Raw genomic sequence first — 19689 nt, forward strand, 5'->3', positions numbered from 1 at the left:
TCGACCAAGGCCACGCCACGATGGCGCGCCAAATCCCGGATCAGAGCCGAACATGTGTGGTCGCTTCGTGCAGAAATCGCCGGCCAATCAGCTGGCCTCATTCTTCGATATCAAGGGACCGGTGCCCAATTTCGCGCCCAGATATAATCTGGCGCCGACACAGGATGCTGCGGTCGTCGTCGCGGGCGGGGACGGGCGCCGTCTCGAGATCAAGAAATGGGGCCTCATTCCCGCCTGGTCAAAGGAAGGGAAAGCCGAATTCGCGACCTTCAATGCGCGCGCCGAATCCGTGCGGGAAAAGCCGACCTATCGCCAGGCCTTCCAAAAGCGTCGCTGCATCGTGCCGGCCGACGGCTTCTATGAATGGACGGGGCCGAAGGGCGACAAGATTCCGCATCTCTTCGAGCGGCAGGACGGCACGCCGCTGGCCTTGGCCGGCCTCCACGAGACATGGCGCGCAAAGGATGGTGCCGAGACGATTCACTCCTTCACCATCGTCGTCACCGCGGCCAATCAATGGATGTCGCGCTTCCATGACCGCATGCCGGTCATCCTCGACCCCGCCGATTTCGACGCCTGGCTCACCGGCAATGCCGAGCCCGCTGCCACTCTTCTTCATAGCGCGCCGGAAGAGACGCTGAAGGAACGTGTCGTCCCCAAACTGGTCAACAGCGTAAAGAACGAGGGGGCGGAATTGCTGGCAGGTGTAAACTAAGCGCCGCTCGTTTCGACACGCACGGCACCCGGACGTACCCCATAGCGGCGCAGCATAGCGCGACTGAGGGCCCCTTCGGATTGGTAGCCGGACTCGGCGGCAATCTGGGCGACCGAGCTACTCCCTTCACGCAGTTTCTTCATTGCCAGGCTAAGGCGCAAGTCGGTCAGGAATTCAAGCGGGGCGGGGGCGCCGAGGCGACGGAAACTGCGGACCAAAGTGGCACGCGACGCACCGCCGGCATCAGCGAGCATATCCAACGACCAATCACGCGCCGGATCTGCCAGCATCACCCCGACAGCCTTGGCCGTCACAGGCTGGCTGAGAAGAGCAAGGCTTCCAGCCACGGCACGGTCGGCCTCAATGAATTGGCGCAGCAGCATCGTGAAAAGCGCGCTGGCAAGATCGTTGGCTATTGCGCCAGCACCGGGGCGCGCATTGTCGAGTTCGTCTCGGATAGCGGTCACGAGCGCGCGCAGGAGCGGAAGAATCGGCTTGCGCGAGACGTCGACGAGAATTGTATCCGGCAGTGCGGCAATCAGGAGATTGCGGGACGCGCTCTCGAAATGGAGCAGGCCACAGACAATTTCGGTCTCGGTCGGCGTGCCATCTGTTGCCTTGGTGCGGACGGCATTGTTGAAACCAGTACTGATGTGCGGAGGGCCCACCGACGATTTTGTGCGCGCCCGCATGACGTGCCGGTCGCCATGGGGCAATAGCAGAATGCTGCCCGACCTGAGCGAGAGAGAGGCCTGTCCCGGCAAATCAACGTCGCATTGTCCGCTTGCGACGATATGAAATTGGGCCGCGTTGCCGGTAAGTGTGTCATGGGGAGCTTGCCATGACCCGCCGAAGCGGCAGAAATCCTGGATTTCAGGCCGGACCCGCAGAAAGGGGGCAAGGGCACTCAATGCATCCATAGGGTCTCTCTTGGGCGTGGGTGAGTGGCCCTTGATCCGCTGGGTTATAGCATTGCGCCGCCCGGCCATCAACGCGACGACTGATCTCTCCTAATCTTTGATTCGTCAGGCATGGACTGACGATGACAAAACGGGAGAACGATCATGCATATGCTCGACTGGAACACCTATCGCAAGCAAGTCTTTGCCGGGGTGGGCGATGTTAGCAAACTCAGCCCAGATACCGTGAAAGGCTATGTCACGCTGAGCGGCGCCGGGGCGAAGACGAACAATCTCGATGCCAAGACTCGCGAACTGATTGCGCTCGCAGTTTCCATCAGTTTGCGCTGCGACGGCTGTATTACAGTGCACAGCGAAGAGGCGCGCAAGCTGGGCGCCAGCCGTGAAGAGATAGCCGAAGCACTCGGCGTCGCCGTTGCCATCAACGCCGGTGCGGCTTTGGTCTATTCGACCCGGACCTTGGACGCCTTTGCCGCCGCCGGTGAGAGCCAGTAATGGCGGGTTGAGCCCCTTCGGCCCGTCTTGTTGGCGGGCACGAAGGGGCTAGCGCGTGCTGGGCCGGTCATTGTTGAGGATGCGCAGTTCGACGCCGGATTCGCGCACGGCCTCGACAGCGATTGGGTCGGGGGCGCCGGCGGTGAGGATCATGTCTACATCTTCGAAACCGCAAACCCGCACCAGGGAGGTTTGCGAAAATTTGCTGGCGTCGGTGACGACGATACCTTTCCGGGAGGCGCGCAGGATCGCCTGTTTCAAGGCGGCATCGGGGAGGCTCAGCCCCATGATGCCGAACGCAGGGTCGACGCCGTTGCAGCCGATGAAGGCATAGGCGGCGCGAATTCGTTCTAAGATCAGCGTGCTGACCGGACCCACCAAAGAATGTTGCTGTGGCCGCAAGGTACCCCCGGTCACAACCACCTCGACCCGCGGGATCGCGCGTTCCAGTGCCAGGGCGATGTTGAGGCCTGGCGTGAAGATGGTGAGGTTGGTGAGATCCTCGCGGTCGGCGATGGCGTGGGCAATCGCCATCGCGGTGGTGCCGACGTCGAGGATGATGCTGTCGCCGGGTGCAAGCATGGCGGTGGCGGCCTGGCCGATCAGGCGCTTTTCCGGCAGGAAGCTGGAGACGCGAGCCTCGTAATCGACCTCCGGCACGGCTTCAACCACGCGCATGGCACCGCCCCGCACGCGCCGGATCCCGCCACGCCTCGCGAGGATATCGACATCGCTGCGGATCGTGACTTCGGAAACGCCGAATTGACGAGCGAGGTCGAAGATGCGGACGAATTCGTGCGTCTGGATGAAGCTGAGGAGCTGCTCGCGCCGCGCCTCTGAGGCCGGCGTCTCGGCACCGGAGCCGATGACGCCCTGGTCGTGGGCACCAAAGTCGTCGTCTAGCGTTTCACCCATCCCAGCCACCTTGCTCCTGCCATCCTGCAGAATTATGCAATCCGAAAGGTCGTATAGCATCGAATTGAGGTGAAATACCGCAAATTCGGATGGTGTTTCAATCGGCCTTGACTTTGGACTTTCGATACGGAAGTTTCTATATCACAAGTAGAGCGGCAACCAAAGCCGCCGCTGAACGGGCCGATCGCCAGATCCGGGCCTGGATTGGGACGAGGAAACGCATGGGAGTGATGGCCCGATGATGGGGAGCGACGGCGCTGCTCCAGACGGCGCACCGCCAGAACTTGAGATGCGCAATATCGGCAAAAGCTTTGCCAGTATCCGTGCGCTCACCGATGTTTCCTTTTCCGTGCGCGGTGGCGAGATCCATGCCCTTATGGGCGAGAATGGTGCCGGCAAATCCACCTTGATGAAGATCCTGTCCGGTGCCTATCGCGCCGATCCGGGTGGCGAGATCCGCATCCGCGGCGAGACTGTCGCAATCGATGGGCCGCTGTCGGGGCGCCGTCACGGCATCGCCGTCATCTATCAGGAATTGTCCCTGGCCCCCAACCTCAGCGTTGCCGAGAACATCTTTCTGGGCGAGGAGAAGAAGCGCCTCGGCTTCATCGACCGGAAATCGATGGAGGCGGCGGCAGCCCCGCTGCTGCGCCGGCTCGATGCGCCGTTTGCGCCGAGCGCCCGCGTGGCGCAGCTCTCGATCGCCGAGCGGCAGCTGGTCGAGATCGCCCGGGCGCTGGCCGGACATCCGCGCATCCTGGTGATGGACGAACCGACGACCAGCCTTTCCGCGCGCGAGGCGACGCGGCTCTTCGCCATTATCCGCCAATTGCGCGATGAAGGCATCGCCATCGTCTATATCAGCCACCGCATGGGCGAGGTCTATGAACTAGCAGATCGCGTCAGCGTGTTGCGCGACGGGACTTTGATCGGGACGCTCGACAAGCACGAGATAAACGCCGCCGCCGTCGTGCGCATGATGGTGGGACGCGAGCTATCGTCTTTTTACACGAAAGAACATCGTCATCCTTCGCATGACCGCAAGGCGGTGCTGGAGGTCGAGAATGTGGGCGACGGGCATTTCGTGAAGGATTGTTCCTTCATCGTGCGCGAGGGCGAAGTGGTCGGGCTGGCTGGGCTCGTGGGATCGGGCCGCACCGAGCTCGCGCGGCTCATCTATGGGGCGGATCGACGTGCCAGCGGCCGCATCCGTGTCGACGGTCGCGATCGCGCAGTCGAGGGTCCTCTGGCCGCGATCAAGTCCGGTATCGTCTATCTGACCGAGGATCGCAAGGCGCTGGGGCTCTTTCTGGATATGACGATCCGCGAGAATATCGCGATGAGCGTTCTTGATGAGGACGCGTTGCCGGCAGGCTTTCTCAATCTCAAAGCAGCGCGCGCGCGGGCCGCCGCCGCCATTCGGGCGCTCGGCATCCGCACCCTCAACGCTGGGGTCTCCGTGGGCGCCCTTTCCGGGGGCAACCAGCAGAAGGTGTTGCTAGCGCGGCTCTTGGAAACCAAGCCAAGGGTCTTGCTGCTCGACGAGCCGACGCGCGGCATCGATGTCGGCGCCAAGTCCCAGATCTATCACATCATCGACGAACTGGCGCGCGGCGGTGCCGCTGTTCTGGTGATCTCAAGCGAACTGCCTGAGATCGTTGGCATTTCCGACCGCGTGCTGGTGATGCGCGACGGGCAGATCGTCGGAGAGGTCGAAGGTCGGCCGGACGCACCTATCACGCAGGAACGGATCATGGATATCGCGACCAGCACAGCGGCAGTGAAGGCCGCCTGAGCGGGAAACTGGGCAGGAATCAGCAATGAGCGACAGAGCGATGGACAGCGCCGCACAGATGGATCCGGATAAGGCAGCGCTCGCGCGCAAGCAGCGGATGCGTTCCATCCTGCAGATCGTAGGCATGCTGCCGATCCTGATCATGCTCGGCATATTCTTCGAGATATCGACCGACCGGTTCATGAGCTGGATGAATATTTCGATCGTGGCGCAGCAGGCGGCGATCAATATCGTGCTCGCTGCCGGCATGACCTTCGTCATTTTGACCGGTGGCATCGATCTTTCCATCGGCTCGATCCTCGCCGCCTCGGCCATGATCGCCATCATCGTTTCGAAAGTGCCAGATTACGGCCTGCTCGGTGTCCCGGCGGCGCTTTTGGTGGGACTGATCTTCGGTCTCATCAACGGTGTTCTCATTTCGGCGATGCGCCTGCCGCCCTTCATCGTGACACTGGGATCGCTCACCGCCGTGCGCGGTGTGGCGCGACTGCTCGGCGAAGACACGACCGTCTTCAATCCAGAGCTGCCTTTCGCATTCATCGGCAACGGCACTTTCCTCGGCGTGCCGTGGCTCGTCATCATCGCCTTTGCCGTCGTTGTCATATCGTGGCTGATCCTGCGCCGCACCGTACTCGGCAACCGCATCTATGCCGTGGGCGGCAATCCGGATGCGGCGCGGCTTGCCGGCATCAAAGTGTGGCAGATTCTGCTATTCGTCTATTCGATGGCGGGCTTGCTCGCTGGCCTCGGCGGTGCCATGTCGGCGGCGCGTCTTTTCGCCGCCAACGGATTGCAGCTGGGGCAGAGCTACGAGCTCGACGCCATTGCCGCGGTGATCCTGGGCGGTACCAGTTTCACCGGCGGTATCGGCTCGATCTGGGGAACGCTGATCGGCGCCCTCATCATCGCCGTTCTCACGAACGGGCTCATTCTGCTCGGCATCTCGGATATCTGGCAATACATCATCAAGGGATTGGTCATCATCGGTGCCGTGGCACTCGACCGCTATCGCTTGCGGGAGGGTGGACGGACATGACGGGACCAAGAAGGCCGGCGCTCGCAGAAGTCGCCGGATAGAAAAGCGTGCCGGGCGCAGGCTGCGTCCGCTCACTAAATTCCAACAGGAGGAAACATGAAACTCTCGCGTCTTGCCCTCGGGCTGGTGGTTGCTGTCGGCCTCACTGCGCCGGCCGCAGCGCAGGAATTGAAGAAGGTCGGCATTTCGGTGGGGTCGCTTGGCAATCCGTTCTTCGTCGCCACGATCAAAGGAATCGAAGACAAGGCGAAGGCGATCAACCCGGCTGTCGAGGTAACCTCGGTTTCATCCGACTATGATCTCAACAAGCAGGTGACGCAGATCGACAATTTCATCGCGGCCGGCGTCAATGTCATCATGCTGAACGCTGTCGATCCCGTCGCGATCGCCCCCGCCGTCAAGAAAGCCCAGGCGGGCGGCATCGTCGTCGCTGCCTTCGACGTGGGTGCCCAGGGTGCCGACGTGACGGTCATGACCGACAATGTGAAGGCCGGCACGCTGGCCTGCCAATACATCGTCGATCACTTGAAGGGCAAAGGCGACGTTCTCATCGTCAACGGCCCGCAGGTCACCTCGGTCGCCGACCGCGTCAAGGGTTGCAAGGAAGTCTTCGCCAAGAATCCGGATATCAAGATCCTGTCGGATGACCAGGATGCCAAGGGTTCGCGCGATGGCGGCTTTGCCGTGACGCAAAGCTTGCTCACCCGTTTCCCCAAGGTCGACGCGATCTTCGCGATCAACGACCCGACCGGCATCGGTGCGAGTCTTGCCGCCAAGCAGATGGGCCGCAGCGAATTCATCATAACCGCGGTGGATGGTGCGCCGGATATCGAGGCCGAACTGAAGACCGGGACGTCGCTCATCAAGGCGTCTTCGTCGCAGGATCCTTACACGATGGCCGGTCAGTCGCTGGAGCTCGCGGCAGGTATCCTGCAGGGCAAGAAGCCGGATCCCAATGTGATCCTGCTCGATCCAGTGCTGATCACCTCCGAAAATCTCAGCTCCTACAAGGGCTGGACGGCTGCTCGGTAAGTGTCAATACCGGCTGCGGTTCCTGACCGCAGCCGGTTCCTTTCGGGAAGAAAGCATGCTGAAGGAATTGCGTGAACAGGTATTGGCCGCCAATCTCGAATTGGTGCGTGCCGGCCTCGTACTCTACACCTTCGGCAATGTCAGCGGGATAGATCGGTTGAGCGGCCTTGTCGTCATCAAGCCTAGCGGCGTTCCTTATGACAGGATGCGGGCGGGCGACATGGTCGTGACCGATCTCGAAGGCAACGTGGTCGATGGCAGTCTGCGACCATCCTCGGACCTCGCTACCCATCTTGTCCTCTACAAATCCTTCCCCGCCATCGGCGGTGTCGTCCATTCGCACTCCGAATATGCGACCATCTGGGCGCAGGCGGGAAAGTCGGTCCCGGCACTCGGGACGACGCATGCCGACTATTTCCACGGCGCCGTGCCGGTGACGCGCGAGCTCACCGATGCCGAGATCGGCGGCGATTATGTGCTGAACACCGGCAAGGTCATTGTCGAGGCGGTCGGCAACAAGGATCCGCTGGCGATGCCGGCAGCCTTGGTGGCAGGTCACGGCCCCTTTTGCTGGGGCCGGGATGCGGGCGATGCTGTGCACAATGCCGTCGTTCTGGAAATGGTGGCGCGCATGGCACTGCATACAATGGCCTTGCAACCCAACAGCGTCGGCATATCGCAGGCGCTTCTGGACCGGCATTACTATCGCAAGCATGGCGCCCAGGCGACCTACGGCCAGGCTGGCCGTGCAAAGGTCGGTCACTGATGGCGAAGGTTGTGGCCGGGGTCGACTTCGGGACGCTCAGCGTGCGTGTGACGTTGTTTTCAGATGCGGGCCAGGCGTTGGGCCATGCCAGTGCCGAATATCCGCTGCACCGCCGGCGCGACGATCCGGACCATGCGACCCAATCCCATGACGACCAGATGGCGGCCCTTGGCGCCGCCTTCGCAAAGGCATTGGCAGAGAGCCATGTGCGCGGCAACGATGTCGGTGCCTTGGCGATCGACACGACCGGGTCGAGTGTGGTCATGGTCGGCGCGGGGCTGAAGCCGCTCGATGAATATTATCTTTGGTGTGATCACCGGGCGAAGGCTGAAGCGCAGGAGATCACGGCCCGTGCGCATCAGGATGGGATCGAGGCGATCGATTGGTGCGGTGGCGTCTATTCGCACGAATGGGGTTTTGCCAAAGTCCTGCATTGGCTGCGGCACAATCCGGCGCGGCGTGGTGACTTCGTCACTGCGCTGGAACATTGCGACATGGTGGCTGCCACGCTGACCGGTGTGACGGAGCCGTCATCGGTCAAGCGCAGCGTCTGCGCCATGGGTCACAAATGGATGTGGAATCCACGTTGGCACGGATTGCCGGCGCAAGACTATCTGTCGCGCGTCGATCCATTGTTCGATGGGATTCGCGCCAAGATCGGCGGTACCTTCTGCACGTCCGACGAGATTTCGGGGTCGTTGACGCCGCTATGGGCTGAACGGTTGGGCCTCAAGGCCGGCATTCCCATCCCTGTCGGCGCCTTCGATGCGCATTGGGACGCGCTCGGAGCGGGCTGCAGAGTGGGCGATGTCGTCAACGTCATCGGCACGTCGACCTGTATCATCGCCATCGCCCGCGATGTCGGGCTGGTGAAGGGGCTGTGCGGAATCGTACCGGGTAGCGTCGACCCCAAATTGATGGGAATCGAAGCAGGCCTCTCGGCAACGGGCGATATTTTCGATGCGATCGCCCGGCGCGCCAACACGCGCATCGCCGAGCTTGCGCAAGGGCTGGAAAAGTATCGCGCCGGCCAGACCGGCCTGCTGCGCCTGACCTGGGACAATGGTGATCGGACCGTGCTGGTGCGGCCGGATCTCGGCGGCGTCACCTTGGGCTGGAACCTGCTGCACACGGCACAGGACGAATTGTTCGCCGCGATCGAAGGCACTGCTTTTCATACACGACTTATCCTGGAACGTATGGCCGAGGGTGGCGTGCCGATCGAGCGCATCATCAATAGCGGCGGCATCCCGCAGCACAACCCCGTGCTCAACCAGATCTATGCCAATGTGCTCGGCAAGCCGGTGCTGGTGCCGGCCGGCGTGCCGACCGGGTTCGGTGCTGGAATCTTTGCGAGCCTTGCTGCCGGCGTCCAGCCCGATCTCGGCGCGGCGCAGCAGGCAATGTGTCTACCGTTCAAGGTCTATCGGCCCGAGCCGGCGTCGCAGCCGGTCTATGAACGGCTATATGCCATATTCCGATCCCTTTATCGGGGCTTTGGCGGGGTCGAGCCGCAAACCGATCTTTCCCGCGTGCTGCCCGAGCTTCGCAGGATTGCCCAGGAATGAGGTGGCCGACATGACCAGTCGCATGGACGAAAAGCTGGCACGCATCCGCGCCGGCCAGTACCGGCGCAGCGACTTCATCATCGCCGACGCGAAGGATGGCGATATGGGGCCGAGCCTAGTTTCGACCGGACCATTGCGGCAGAAGGATGGAAGCTGGTCGCGTTATCGCAATCGTTCTGAATTCCTCGACCAGATCCGTGCCATCGTGCGACAGGATATTGTCGACATCATGCTGATGTCGGCGTCGAATCTGGAAACGCTGGCCGGCGAAGGGCTTTTCAAGGGCAGCAAGGTTAAGCCGGCGATCCGTGCCAACGACACCAGCGATATCTGGGTCGTGCGCGGCGGCACCTACAACAAATCGCCATCGCGGCCGTTCCGCTCGGCCTCGCTTGCGCGCGTCATGCAAGGCGGTTCATCCGGGGACTTACGGACTGGGACCGATCTTGGCCTCTATTCGATCACCTTCAACAATGATCTCGAGGCCGATCTAAGGTCTCTGGAAGCCTTTGCCGAGTTCCGGGCCGATGCGTCGAGGCACGGATTCAAATATTTCCTCGAAGTCTTCAATCCCAATGCCGGTCGTGACATCAGCCCCGACATCATGCCGCACTACGTCAATGACTGTATCGTGCGCTGCCTTGCTGGCGTTGTGAGCGTCGACCGGCCGCTCTTCCTGAAGGTCGCCTATAACGGCCCGAAGGCATTGGAGGAACTGGCCGGGTATGATGCTGGCCTCGTCATCGGTGTCCTTGGCGGTGGTGCCGGGACGACCCGGGACTGCTTCGAACTGTTGTCGCAGGCCGAGAAGTATGGCGCCCGGGTGGCTCTCTTCGGGCGGAAGATCAATCTTGCCGAGGATCCGTTGGCAATGGTGGCCTGTATGCGCCAAGTGGCCGAAGGGACGCTGTCGCCGCAGGAGGCCGTCAAAGCCTATCACGGGGCGCTGGCCAAGGGCGGCATGAAGCCGACCCGGTCGCTGGAGGATGATCTTACTGTGACCGAAGGACCTCTTAAGGCAGCTGCTTGATCAGCCGGGTCTGGAAATTGGCGTGGGGCGATAGTAGAGAAGAGGCATGGCATCGTCTCGGCGCGGCATTGTGACCGGCGGTACCTGGTGCGTCGACCGCAACCGGGCGATCGATGCGTGGCCTGATGAAGATGGCGTTGCCGAAATCCTCTTCACGGAACTCTATGGTGGCGGGTCCGGCTGCAACCTTGCAATCGATATCCGCAAGCTCGATCCGAAATTTCCCGTGGCAACAATCGGTCTCGTCGGCGATGACGAGGATGGGCGCTTTCTGCTGGCGCAGGCGGACGCGCATGGCATAGATCGCACGCGCCTCAAGATGACACGCGCGGCGGCCACGCAATTCACCGACGCCTATGTTTCGCGCGACAACGGGAGGAGGACGCATATCTTCTTCCAAGGGACCGGAGCGCTGTTGACGCCGGAGCATTTCGACTTTGCCGATGTCACCGCGCGCATCCTGCATCTGGGTTTGCCCGGTGCGCATCGGCTGATGGATCAGTCCTCGGGCGGCGATGCCAATGGCTGGGTGACGGTACTGAAGCGCGCGCGGGCCGGGGGACTGGAGACCAATCTTGAACTCTTCAGCATCGCGCCGGAGCGGATCGCGGCGCTCGTGCGTCCCTGTCTGCCCTATCTCGATTATCTCATCGTCAATGATTTTGAGATCGGCGCCTTGGCCGGCACGCACACTGGTGAGAATGGGGCGGCATCCGTCATGGCGTGCACCGAGGCCGCGCGTCAGGTGTTGCTGGCAGGCGCCATGCGCCTGGTCGTCGTGCATTTCCCGGCCGGAGCGGTCGCGGTGGATCGGAACGGCACAGTGACCGAGGCGCGATCGGTCAAGATCCCGCCGCGTGAGGTGGTGAGCGCCAACGGTGCCGGCGACGCCTTTGCCGCCGGCCTCCTTTACGGCATTCACGAAGGGTGGGCGGTCTCGGCGGCGCTGGAACTGGCCCATGCAACAGCTGCCATGTCGCTGCGCGGTCTTTCAACCTGTGCCGCGGTCGAGACCCATGAGGCTTGCCTCAAACAGGCGAGAGCCTGGGGTTTCCAGTAAGGTGGTTCTCCGCTAGTCGCTGCCTTCGGCAACCAGGACGGTGACACCGGCCTGTTCAAGGACGCTTTGCAGCCCCTCGGGCGGCGCCGCGTCGGTAATGAGAATATCGACTTCCTCCAGCGTGCCCACCCGTGCCATCGACAGGCGGCCGAACTTCGACGAATCGCACAAGGCCACGATTTGCGCCGCCCGTTCGATATAGACGCGCTTGATCTCGGTATCCTCCAGCGAATAGTCGAACAGCCCCTGATCGGTGAGGCCGGAAAAGCCGATGAAGGCGAGATCGAACCAGAATTCCCGCAATTGGGCGATGGCGATCGAGCCGTAAACGGAGAGTTCCTTCGAGCGTAGCTGGCCGCCCGGCAAATAGACCGGGGAGGGGCCGTCGGATAGCAGGGTCGCCGCCCGCACGCTGTTGGTGAAGATCTTGATGCCATCCCGGTCGATGAGGTGGCGCGCTACTTCGAGCGCGGTCGAGCCGACATCAATGCCGATAGTGGCGCCGGGCCGCACCAGCCTTGCGGCTGCGGCACCAATGCGGGTCTTGGCATCGGCATTGCGCCGCCGCCGCGCTTCAAAGCTGGGCTCGTCGCTGTCGAACAATTCCTCATCCGCCGGCTTGCCCACCAGGGCTCCGCCATGTGTGCGGGTGAGGAAGCCTTGGCTTTCCAGGCGAGTGAGGTCGCGCCGGACGGTGATTTCCGAGACGCCGAGTTCGGCCGCGATGTCGCTCACTGTCGCGAACCCGCGCTTCTCGACGAAGTCGCGCAACAGGTTGTCGCGGAGCCCAAGGGGCGACCGACCAGAGGATGTTTTGGCACTTTCCGACATGCGGCAGAAACGTCTGGTTGTGATCGTTTTCGATCATACTAGTCGATCGAGCGCAAAAATCCAGTCCGAACCCCTTGCGTCGATCGCTGAAGTGAGTCTAGGATGATCGAAATCGATCGAGTATGATCGAAAACGAAAGGCATGACAGGGATGCTGAAGGATCTTGCGGGCAAGCGCGCCATCGTCACGGGCGGCGCCACCGGCATCGGTTTGGCCATCGCGCGGCAATTTCAGGCCGCTGGGATGCGCGTCGCCATTGCCGATCTCGACGAGGCCGGCGCCGTCAAAGCGGCCGCCTCCTTGGGACCACAGCATATGGGTGTGAAGATCGACGTGCGCGACCGCGCCAGTGTCGAGCGCGCCTTTGCCGACGTCATCGCCGCTTTCGGCGGCTACGATATCCTTGCCGCCAATGCCGGCGTATCGTCGATGAAACTCGTCGTCGATCTTGAGGAATCGGATTGGGATTTCAATTTCGACGTCAATGCCAAGGGCATTTTCTTCACGAACCAAGCGGCGGTGAAGCATTTCCTGGCCGAGAAGCGGCAGGGCGTCATCGTCAATACAGCATCGCTTGCCGGCAAATGGGGCGCGCCGTGGCTGGCGCATTATTCGGCCAGCAAGTTTGCCGTCGTCGGCTTCACCCAGGCCTTGGCGCGCGAGATGGCGCCCCACGGCATCCGCGTCAATTGCGTCTGCCCGGGCTTCGTCAAGACAGGGATGCAGTCGCGGGAAGTCGAATGGGAGGCGCAGCTGCGGTCGATGTCACCCCAGGCGGTCATCGACGATTACGTCAACCAGACACCGCTCGGGCGCCTCGAAGAACCGGACGATGTCGCCAAGACGGTTCTGTTCTTGGCGAGCGACTTGGCCGGTTTCATCACGGGAGAAGCGCTTAATGTCACCGGCGGCGTGCGGATGGATTGAGGATCAGGCGCATGCGACCGAGCTGGCGGCAAACCGTTCCACACATCATTCTCTCGGTCTTCTCGCTTGCGATCCTGCTGCCGCTCGTCTGGGTGGTGCGTGTCAGCCTTACCGACAAGCTCACGGCCTACAAGATTCCGCCGGAAATCGGCCATATCGGCCTTGAGAACTATGTCGAGATCTTCTCGACCTATCCGTTCGAGCGCTGGTTCCTCAACAGCCTGATCGTGGCACTGGCTTCGACGGCAATCGCCCTGCCGCTCGCCACTTGCATGGCCTACGCCTTCGCCCGCTTCAACACCGGCGGCGCCTTCCTGCGCCTCGGTGTGCTGGCCAGCCAGATGCTGCCGCCGATCATCCTGGTGCTGCCGCTCTTCACGCTCTTTTTCAACACCGGCCTCATGCAGACGCATCTGGGGCTTATTCTCTCCCACCTCACCATCAGCCTGCCGTTTCTTGCCTGGATGCTGGTCTCCTTCTTCGAGGGCGATTCAGCGAGCCTGGAAGAGGCAGCGCGCATCGATGGGGCAACGCGCTGGCAGGCCTTCATCAAAATCGCCGTGCCGGTTGCGGCACCTGGCATTCTGGCGGCGGGCCTTCTCGGATTCATTCTCAGCTGGAACGAGTTCTTGTTCGCGCTGGTGCTGTCCGGCGCCGACAGCCAGACACTGCCCATCGGGCTTGCCAGCATGGAAACCCATGCCGGCGTCGAGATCGCACCGCTTGCGGCGGCGACCGTCGTTTCGCTGTTGCCGGTTTTCGCGCTGCTGCCGTTCCTGCGCAAATATCTGATCAAAGGTCTGTCACTGGGCGCCCTGAAGTGACTGGCCGAAGTGCATCCCATCTGGGCTCATAATAAGGGAGGTTGGAACATGCTGAAGAAATTGCTGCTGGGCTCCGTCATGGCCCTTGGCTTCATCGGGTCGGCATCCGCCGAAACGGTGAGCATTCTGATGGAAGGCGTGCCGGATACGGAATATGTAAAGACGCTGGTGCCGGAATTCACCAAGGAAACCGGGATCGACGTCAATCTCGAAGTCGTCAACTATGCTGAAATGCACACCAAGCTGGTGCCGCAGCTGGTCGCCCCCAAGGGCAGCTATTCGGCCATCGTCGTCGATTTCTACTGGGTCGGCGAATTCGCCAAAGCCGGCTGGATGCAGCCGCTCGACGACCGGATCAAGGCCGACAATATCGATACCTCGGTCTATATCCCGGCATTGATGGATCTCGTCGGCAAGGTCGACGGCACCACCTATATGCTGCCCTTCTACAATTACGCGATGGGCCTCACCTATCGTACCGATCTCCTCGCCGATGCGAAGAACCAGGCTGATTTCAAGGCCAAATACAGCATGGACCTGCGCGTCCCGCAAACCTGGGACGAGTATCTGAAGCAGGTTGAGTTCTTCACCAAGGATGGCTTCTACGGCGTCGTCAATCAGGGCCTGCGCCCGGATCCGATCGCTATGGAATGGTCGAACTATCTCTTTGCCAATGGCGGCGAGTATCACGACGCCAATTGGAAGCCGACGCTTAACACGGAAGCGGGCGTCAAGGCGATCGAGCAATACGCCGCCAACGTCAACAAGTATGGCCCGGTCGGTTCGGCGAGCTTCGGGTTCGATGAAGCCTTCAACGTGATGGCGCAGGGCAAGGCCTATAGCTACATCACCTATAACTTCTTCCGTGCCGCTTATGACGATCCCAGCAAGTCGGCCGTCGTCGGCAAGGTGGAGATCATGCCGGTGCCGGGTGTCTCGCCGGACAAGGGCGGCAGCCTCAACGGTGCCTGGGGCTGGGCCATTCCGAAATCGAGCCCCAATCCGGATGCCGCCTGGAAGTTCCTGAAATGGGTGGAGTCGAAGGAAATTGCCAAGAAGCGCGCGTTGCAGGGCGGTTCGCCGACCCGTACCGACGTCTTCGACGATCCCGAAGTTCTGGCAAAATACCCCTATGCCGCTGCTCTCAAGCAGCTGCTGCTCACCAGCCACAATTTTGCGGTCTTCACCTACACGCCGCAGCTGGTCGAAGTGCTGGGCCGTGAGCTGAGCCTTGCTGTTGCCGGCGAAAAGAGCCCGCAGGATGCCTTGGCTGCGATCGAGGTCGAGTTCACCGAACTCGCCAAGAAAGACGGCAAGCTGCAGTAACCGAGACGATTGGGACGGGGAAGAAGCATGATGGTCAGGCTGGGAACGACCGACACGGTGGCCGATCGGCGCGATCGCCGATTTGGCTACGCCATGGCGGCGCCCAGCCTGACGGCTCTCTTTCTCATCATTCTCTTTCCCGTTCTCTCGGCTCTCTTCACGTCGCTTCACGAATACACGCTGATCGCGCCCAACTTCGACATCTTCACGGGCCTGACCAATTTCAAACTGGCCCTGGCCGATGCCGAGTTCCGCCACGCGATCTGGCTGACCGCGCGCTTCGTTATCGGCGTGGTGTTACTGGAGTTTGTGATCGGTTTCGGCGTCGCCTTGATGCTCAACAAGGTCGAACGCTTCAAACCGGTCTATTACGCGATCCTACTGTGTCCGCTGCTGATGAACCCGGTCATCGTCGGCCTCATCTGGCGCATGTTCCTGCATCCCAATCTCGGCATCGTGAACTATCTGCTCAGCACCGTCGGCATTTCGCCGGTCAACTGGCTGGGCGACACCAAGATTGCCATCTGGACCATCATTCTGGTCGATATCTGGCATCAGGTCTCGTTCATGATCGTGCTGCTGCTGGCGGGTCTTTCGTCGTTGCCGAAAGAACCTTACGAGGCGGCGCGGGTCGACGGGGCCAATGCTTTTCAATGCTTCATCCACATCACCCTGCCGATGATGCGCACGGTCATCGTGGTGACCCTGCTCATTCGCCTCATCTTCGCGGTGAAGACCTACGACCTCATCTACATCATGACGCGCGGCGGGCCGGGGACGGCCACCGATCTCGTCAGCTATTTCATCTACCGCACGGCTTTCGTCAGCCTGAACATCGGCGAGGCATCCGCCATGTCGATCATCCTGCTGACCGCCATCCTGGGCCTCACGGCCTATCTCTATCGCTATATGCGTTCGTTGAACTGAGGGTGACAGCCGATGGCCGGCATTGAGTTGAAGAATATCAGCAAGGTCTATGGCGGATCGGTCGTCGCCGTCGACGATATCAGCCTGGAGATCAAGGACGGCGAGTTCATGATCTTCCTCGGCCCATCCGGCTGCGGCAAGTCGACGACTTTGCGCATGATCGGCGGCCTGGAATCGATCACCAAGGGGGACCTTCTCATCGGCAGCAAGCGGATGAACGATGTCGATCCGGCCGATCGCGACATTGCCATCGTCTTCCAGAACTATGCGCTTTATCCGCATATGACGGTCGCCGGCAATCTGGGCTTCGGTTTGAAGCTGCGCGGCATTGCCGCCGGCGAGATCGAGCGCCGCATCAAGGCGATTTCCGAAATGCTCGGCATCGGGCCACTGCTCGACCGCAAGCCGGCACAGCTCTCCGGCGGCCAGCGCCAGCGCGTTGCCCTGGGGCGCGCCCTGGTGCGCGAGCCGCAGGCCTTCCTGCTCGATGAGCCGCTTTCCAACCTCGATGCCAAGCTGCGCGCAGCGATGCGTACCGAACTCATCAAACTGCATCACAAGGTCGGCACCACGATCATTCATGTGACACATGATCAGATCGAGGCGATGACGATGGGGCAACGCATCTGCATCATGAAGGACGGCCATATCGTCCAGGTTGGCGCGCCGCTCGACGTCTATCGCAACCCGGTCAATACCTTTGTTGCCGGCTTCCTCGCCAGCCCGCCGATGAATCTGATCGCCGGCCGGCTTGAAGGCGAAGGACAAGGGGATCTGGCGGCTGTGGTCGGTGCCGCGCGCATGCCGGTCCCGGCGGCATTCCGTGCGGCCTATGCCAGTCATGCCGATGGCAACGTCACGGTCGGCTTGCGGCCTGAGGATTTTCACTTGAGTCCCATCATCAACCGATCGAGCCCCGTCGCCGTCCAGGCAGTCGCCGTCGAACTGCTAGGGCCGGAAGTGATCCTGGTGGCCGAACTCGGCGGCCCTGGCGGACCGGAAATCCAGGCACGCATGCCGCGCGATTTCCTGGCTCGGCCGGGAGAAATGCTGACCCTCCACTACGATCTTACCCAAATGCATCTCTTTGATGCTGAGAGCGGTGTCGCGTTGGCGCGCCCGCAGATCGCCTGACATACACATTGAAAGCAGAGAGCAGATCATGATCAAGACAACCTTCGGCAGCAACAAGCCTATCATCGCCATGATCCATTTCGGCCCCCTGCCGGGCTCGCCGCTCTATGACAAGAAGGGCGGCATGCAGAAGCTGATCGACGCAGCCGCCGCCGATATTGCGGCGCTGCAGGAAGGCGGCGTCGATGCCGTCATGTTCGGCAACGAAGGCGACCGGCCCTATCTTCTCAAGGCGTCGCCGATTTCACTCGCCGCCATGTCCTTTGCCGTGGGCGAACTGAAGCGCCAGATCAAGATTCCCTTCGGCGTGAATTATTTGTGGGACCCGGTCGCGAGCGTTTCCTTGGGAGTCGCCAGCGGTGCCCGCTTCGTGCGCGAAATCTTCACCGGTGTTTATGATTCAGATATGGGTCTGTGGGCGCCGGATGCGGCGACGGCCGTTCGCTTGCGCGCCGATTGCGACCGCGGCGACATGAAGCTGATGTACAACATCAACGCCGAATTTGCCTCGCCGGTCGGCGACCGGTCGATCGCGGCGCGCGCCAAGAGCGCCGTCTTCTCCTCGCTCGCCGATGTCGTGCTGGTTTCCGGGCCGATGACGGGCCAAGCAGTCGAAACCGGCAATCTCAAGGTGGTCAAAGACGTGCTGCCTGATACCCCCGTTTTTGCCAATACCGGCGTCAATATCGACAATGTGGCGGATATTCTGGCGATCGCCGACGGCGCCGTGATCGGTACCCATTTCAAGGTCGATGGCGACACCTGGAAGGCGGTCGACAAGGCGCGCGTCAGCCGCTTCATGGACAAGGTGCGCAAGATCCGCTGAGATCGCGCCCATGCCCTACCTTCTTGGCCTCGATATCGGCACGACCTCGACCATCGGCATCGTGATCGATGCCGAAGGCAACAGCCTGGGGGTCGAAAGCCGTCCGGTGACGCTTCATTCCGACCATCCCAATTGGTCGGAGGAGGATCCCGCGCAATGGTGGGAGAATGTGGGAGCGATCTGCCGCGCACTCCTTGCCAAGACGGGTATCGCCGCCAAGGACATTGCAGCTGTCGGTGTCACCGGCATGTTGCCGACGGTGATCCTGCTTGACGAAGCCGGCCGTCCGCTCCGGCGCAGCATCCAGCAGAACGACGCCCGGGCCGTCAAAGAGCTGGGCGCCTTCGCCGCGGGTATGAACGAGGCGGATTTCCTGGCGCTCTCCGGTGTCGGTTACAGCCAGCAGCTGGTGGGACCAAAGCTGATGTGGCTTCGCGCACATGAGCCGCAACACTTTGCCAGGGCGCGGCATGTGGTCGGCGCGTCCGACTTCATCACTTCATGCCTGACGGGCACGATCCAGGTGGAGCACAATTGGGCGCTTGAGTCCGGCTTCGTCGAACTGGCGACGGGTCGCTACCATCCGGCATTGGTGGGCCTTGCCGGTATCGATTCCAGTCTGCTGGCGCCGATCCGCAAGAGCCATGACGTGGTGGGTGAGGTGACGGCAGCGGCCGCCGCCCATACGGGATTGGTGGCGGGGACGCCAGTCGTTGCCGGTTGCGCCGATCATGTTGCCTCGGCTTTTGTCTGCGGCGCTTCACGCAACGGCGATCTGGTGCTGAAGTTTGGTGGTGCCGGCGATATTCTGCTTTCTTCCGACAAGCCGGTCGCGGACCGACGTCTCTTTCTGGACTACCATATCGTGCCGGGTCTCTATTTTCCCAACGGCTGCATGGCCTCGAGCGGCAGCTTCCTCAACTGGGTGATCGCCAATTGGGGTGGCGGCGCCCGGGAACAAGCGAAGGTCGCCGGCCTCTCAGCCCACCAATATCTTGACCGCGAGACCTTGTCGGTACCGGCGGACAGTGCGGTTCTGTTCTTGCCCTATTTTCTCGGCGAGAAGACACCGCTGATGGATCCGCATGCACGTGGCACGCTGGTCGGTCTCGGCCTCAACCATGACATCCGGCATGTCTGGCGCGCAGCTCTTGAGGGCGTCGTCTTCGGATTCCGCCATCATGTCGAGACTTTCCACGAACTGGGCCTTGCCACGACGCGCGTCTTCGCGGCGGATGGTGGGGCGGCAAGCGATCTGTGGTTGCAGATTGCGGCCGATGCACTGGACCTGCCGGTCACCCGTGTCGATCGTCACCCGGGCTCCTCACTCGGTGCCGCCTTTGTCGCTGGAATTGGCATTGGTGCCATCAAGGATTGGTCGGCGATTGCCACCTACGTTTCGCCCGGCCGGACGTTCCAGCCCGATCCGCAGCGCCACCGCCAGCTCGATCACAAATACCGTCTCTGGCGCGACCTCTATGGCAGGTTGAAGAATTTCTACCCCTTGCTTGGCGGCGACTGAACAAAACCTGACCGTCGATAGCAGGGCGAATTGCCCCGCA

At 61.6% G+C, this 19689-nt stretch carries 19 protein-coding genes; 16 read left to right on the top strand and 3 right to left on the bottom strand.

The annotated features are described in order from the left end of the window. Positions 1-52: 52 nt before the first annotated feature. Complete coding sequence (locus tag ACE3PP_RS05165; protein ID WP_374378694.1) at positions 53-715, top strand: SOS response-associated peptidase; 663 nt, start codon at positions 53-55, stop codon at positions 713-715. On the opposite strand, the gene ACE3PP_RS05170 is transcribed toward ACE3PP_RS05165, so the two are convergent. Then, entirely contained in the window at positions 712-1704 is a 993-nt protein-coding gene (locus ACE3PP_RS05170) for an AraC family transcriptional regulator (protein WP_374378697.1), read from the bottom strand. The two genes, ACE3PP_RS05165 and ACE3PP_RS05170, sit on opposite strands and share 4 nt — an antisense overlap. Positions 1705-1785: 81 nt before the next feature. Here ACE3PP_RS05170 and ACE3PP_RS05175 point away from each other — a divergent pair, with 81 nt between their 5' ends. Beyond that, complete coding sequence (locus ACE3PP_RS05175; protein WP_374378945.1) at positions 1786-2130, top strand: carboxymuconolactone decarboxylase family protein; 345 nt, start codon at positions 1786-1788, stop codon at positions 2128-2130. Between the two features lie 48 nt (positions 2131-2178). On the opposite strand, the gene ACE3PP_RS05180 is transcribed toward ACE3PP_RS05175, so the two are convergent. Beyond that, a complete protein-coding gene (locus ACE3PP_RS05180; protein WP_374378699.1) occupies positions 2179-3045 on the bottom strand; it encodes a DeoR/GlpR family DNA-binding transcription regulator in 867 nt (288 codons plus the stop codon). Between the two features lie 238 nt (positions 3046-3283). On the opposite strand from ACE3PP_RS05180, the gene ACE3PP_RS05185 reads away from it, so the two are divergent. The 7 genes from ACE3PP_RS05185 (at position 3284) to ACE3PP_RS05215 (ending at position 11332) form a co-directional block, all read left to right on the top strand. Continuing rightward, a complete protein-coding gene (locus ACE3PP_RS05185) occupies positions 3284-4840 on the top strand; it encodes a sugar ABC transporter ATP-binding protein (RefSeq protein ID WP_374378702.1) in 1557 nt (518 codons plus the stop codon). Positions 4841-4865: 25 nt separating this feature from the next. After that, positions 4866-5876, top strand: a complete 1011-nt coding sequence (locus tag ACE3PP_RS05190) for a ribose ABC transporter permease (protein ID WP_374378705.1) — start codon at positions 4866-4868, stop codon at positions 5874-5876. 96 nt (positions 5877-5972) lie between these two features. Beyond that, on the top strand, positions 5973-6908 hold the full coding sequence (locus tag ACE3PP_RS05195; RefSeq protein ID WP_374378707.1) for an ABC transporter substrate-binding protein: 936 nt from the start codon (positions 5973-5975) through the stop codon (positions 6906-6908). A 55-nt stretch (positions 6909-6963) separates the two neighbouring features. Continuing rightward, entirely contained in the window at positions 6964-7674 is a 711-nt protein-coding gene (locus ACE3PP_RS05200; RefSeq protein WP_374378710.1) for an L-ribulose-5-phosphate 4-epimerase, read from the top strand. Then, on the top strand, positions 7674-9242 hold the full coding sequence (locus ACE3PP_RS05205) for a ribulokinase (RefSeq protein WP_374378712.1): 1569 nt from the start codon (positions 7674-7676) through the stop codon (positions 9240-9242). The genes ACE3PP_RS05200 and ACE3PP_RS05205 overlap by 1 nt, the downstream gene beginning before the upstream one ends. A gap of 10 nt (positions 9243-9252) precedes the next feature. Continuing rightward, positions 9253-10272, top strand: coding sequence for a hypothetical protein (locus ACE3PP_RS05210; protein WP_374378715.1), 1020 nt, complete (start codon positions 9253-9255; stop codon positions 10270-10272). A gap of 46 nt (positions 10273-10318) precedes the next feature. After that, positions 10319-11332: a carbohydrate kinase family protein gene (locus ACE3PP_RS05215; RefSeq protein WP_374378717.1), complete on the top strand. Its 1014-nt coding sequence runs from the start codon at positions 10319-10321 to the stop codon at positions 11330-11332. A 12-nt stretch (positions 11333-11344) separates the two neighbouring features. Here the strand turns inward: ACE3PP_RS05215 and ACE3PP_RS05220 are convergent, their stop codons facing one another. Further along, positions 11345-12103, bottom strand: a complete 759-nt coding sequence (locus ACE3PP_RS05220) for a DeoR/GlpR family DNA-binding transcription regulator (RefSeq protein ID WP_374378720.1) — start codon at positions 12101-12103, stop codon at positions 11345-11347. Between the two features lie 210 nt (positions 12104-12313). Here ACE3PP_RS05220 and ACE3PP_RS05225 point away from each other — a divergent pair, with 210 nt between their 5' ends. The 7 genes from ACE3PP_RS05225 to ACE3PP_RS05255 are packed head-to-tail and all read left to right on the top strand — an operon-like array spanning position 12314 to position 19649. After that, positions 12314-13090 carry an SDR family NAD(P)-dependent oxidoreductase gene (locus ACE3PP_RS05225; protein WP_374378722.1) on the top strand — a complete coding sequence of 259 codons (777 nt, stop codon included), beginning with the start codon at positions 12314-12316 and terminating at the stop codon, positions 13088-13090. Positions 13091-13101: 11 nt separating this feature from the next. After that, positions 13102-13914, top strand: a complete 813-nt coding sequence (locus tag ACE3PP_RS05230) for a carbohydrate ABC transporter permease (protein WP_374378725.1) — start codon at positions 13102-13104, stop codon at positions 13912-13914. A 48-nt stretch (positions 13915-13962) separates the two neighbouring features. Further along, positions 13963-15240, top strand: a complete 1278-nt coding sequence (locus ACE3PP_RS05235; protein WP_374378728.1) for a sugar ABC transporter substrate-binding protein — start codon at positions 13963-13965, stop codon at positions 15238-15240. 27 nt (positions 15241-15267) lie between these two features. After that, complete coding sequence (locus ACE3PP_RS05240; RefSeq protein WP_374378731.1) at positions 15268-16167, top strand: carbohydrate ABC transporter permease; 900 nt, start codon at positions 15268-15270, stop codon at positions 16165-16167. Positions 16168-16179: 12 nt separating this feature from the next. Continuing rightward, complete coding sequence (locus ACE3PP_RS05245; protein WP_374378734.1) at positions 16180-17301, top strand: ABC transporter ATP-binding protein; 1122 nt, start codon at positions 16180-16182, stop codon at positions 17299-17301. A 28-nt stretch (positions 17302-17329) separates the two neighbouring features. Further along, positions 17330-18127 carry a BtpA/SgcQ family protein gene (locus tag ACE3PP_RS05250; RefSeq protein ID WP_374378737.1) on the top strand — a complete coding sequence of 266 codons (798 nt, stop codon included), beginning with the start codon at positions 17330-17332 and terminating at the stop codon, positions 18125-18127. A 10-nt stretch (positions 18128-18137) separates the two neighbouring features. After that, on the top strand, positions 18138-19649 hold the full coding sequence (locus tag ACE3PP_RS05255; protein WP_374378740.1) for an FGGY-family carbohydrate kinase: 1512 nt from the start codon (positions 18138-18140) through the stop codon (positions 19647-19649). Positions 19650-19689: the final 40 nt, after the last annotated feature.

The organism is Dongia sp. (assembly GCF_041910485.1).
In the GTDB taxonomy this organism is placed as follows: domain Bacteria; phylum Pseudomonadota; class Alphaproteobacteria; order Dongiales; family Dongiaceae; genus Dongia.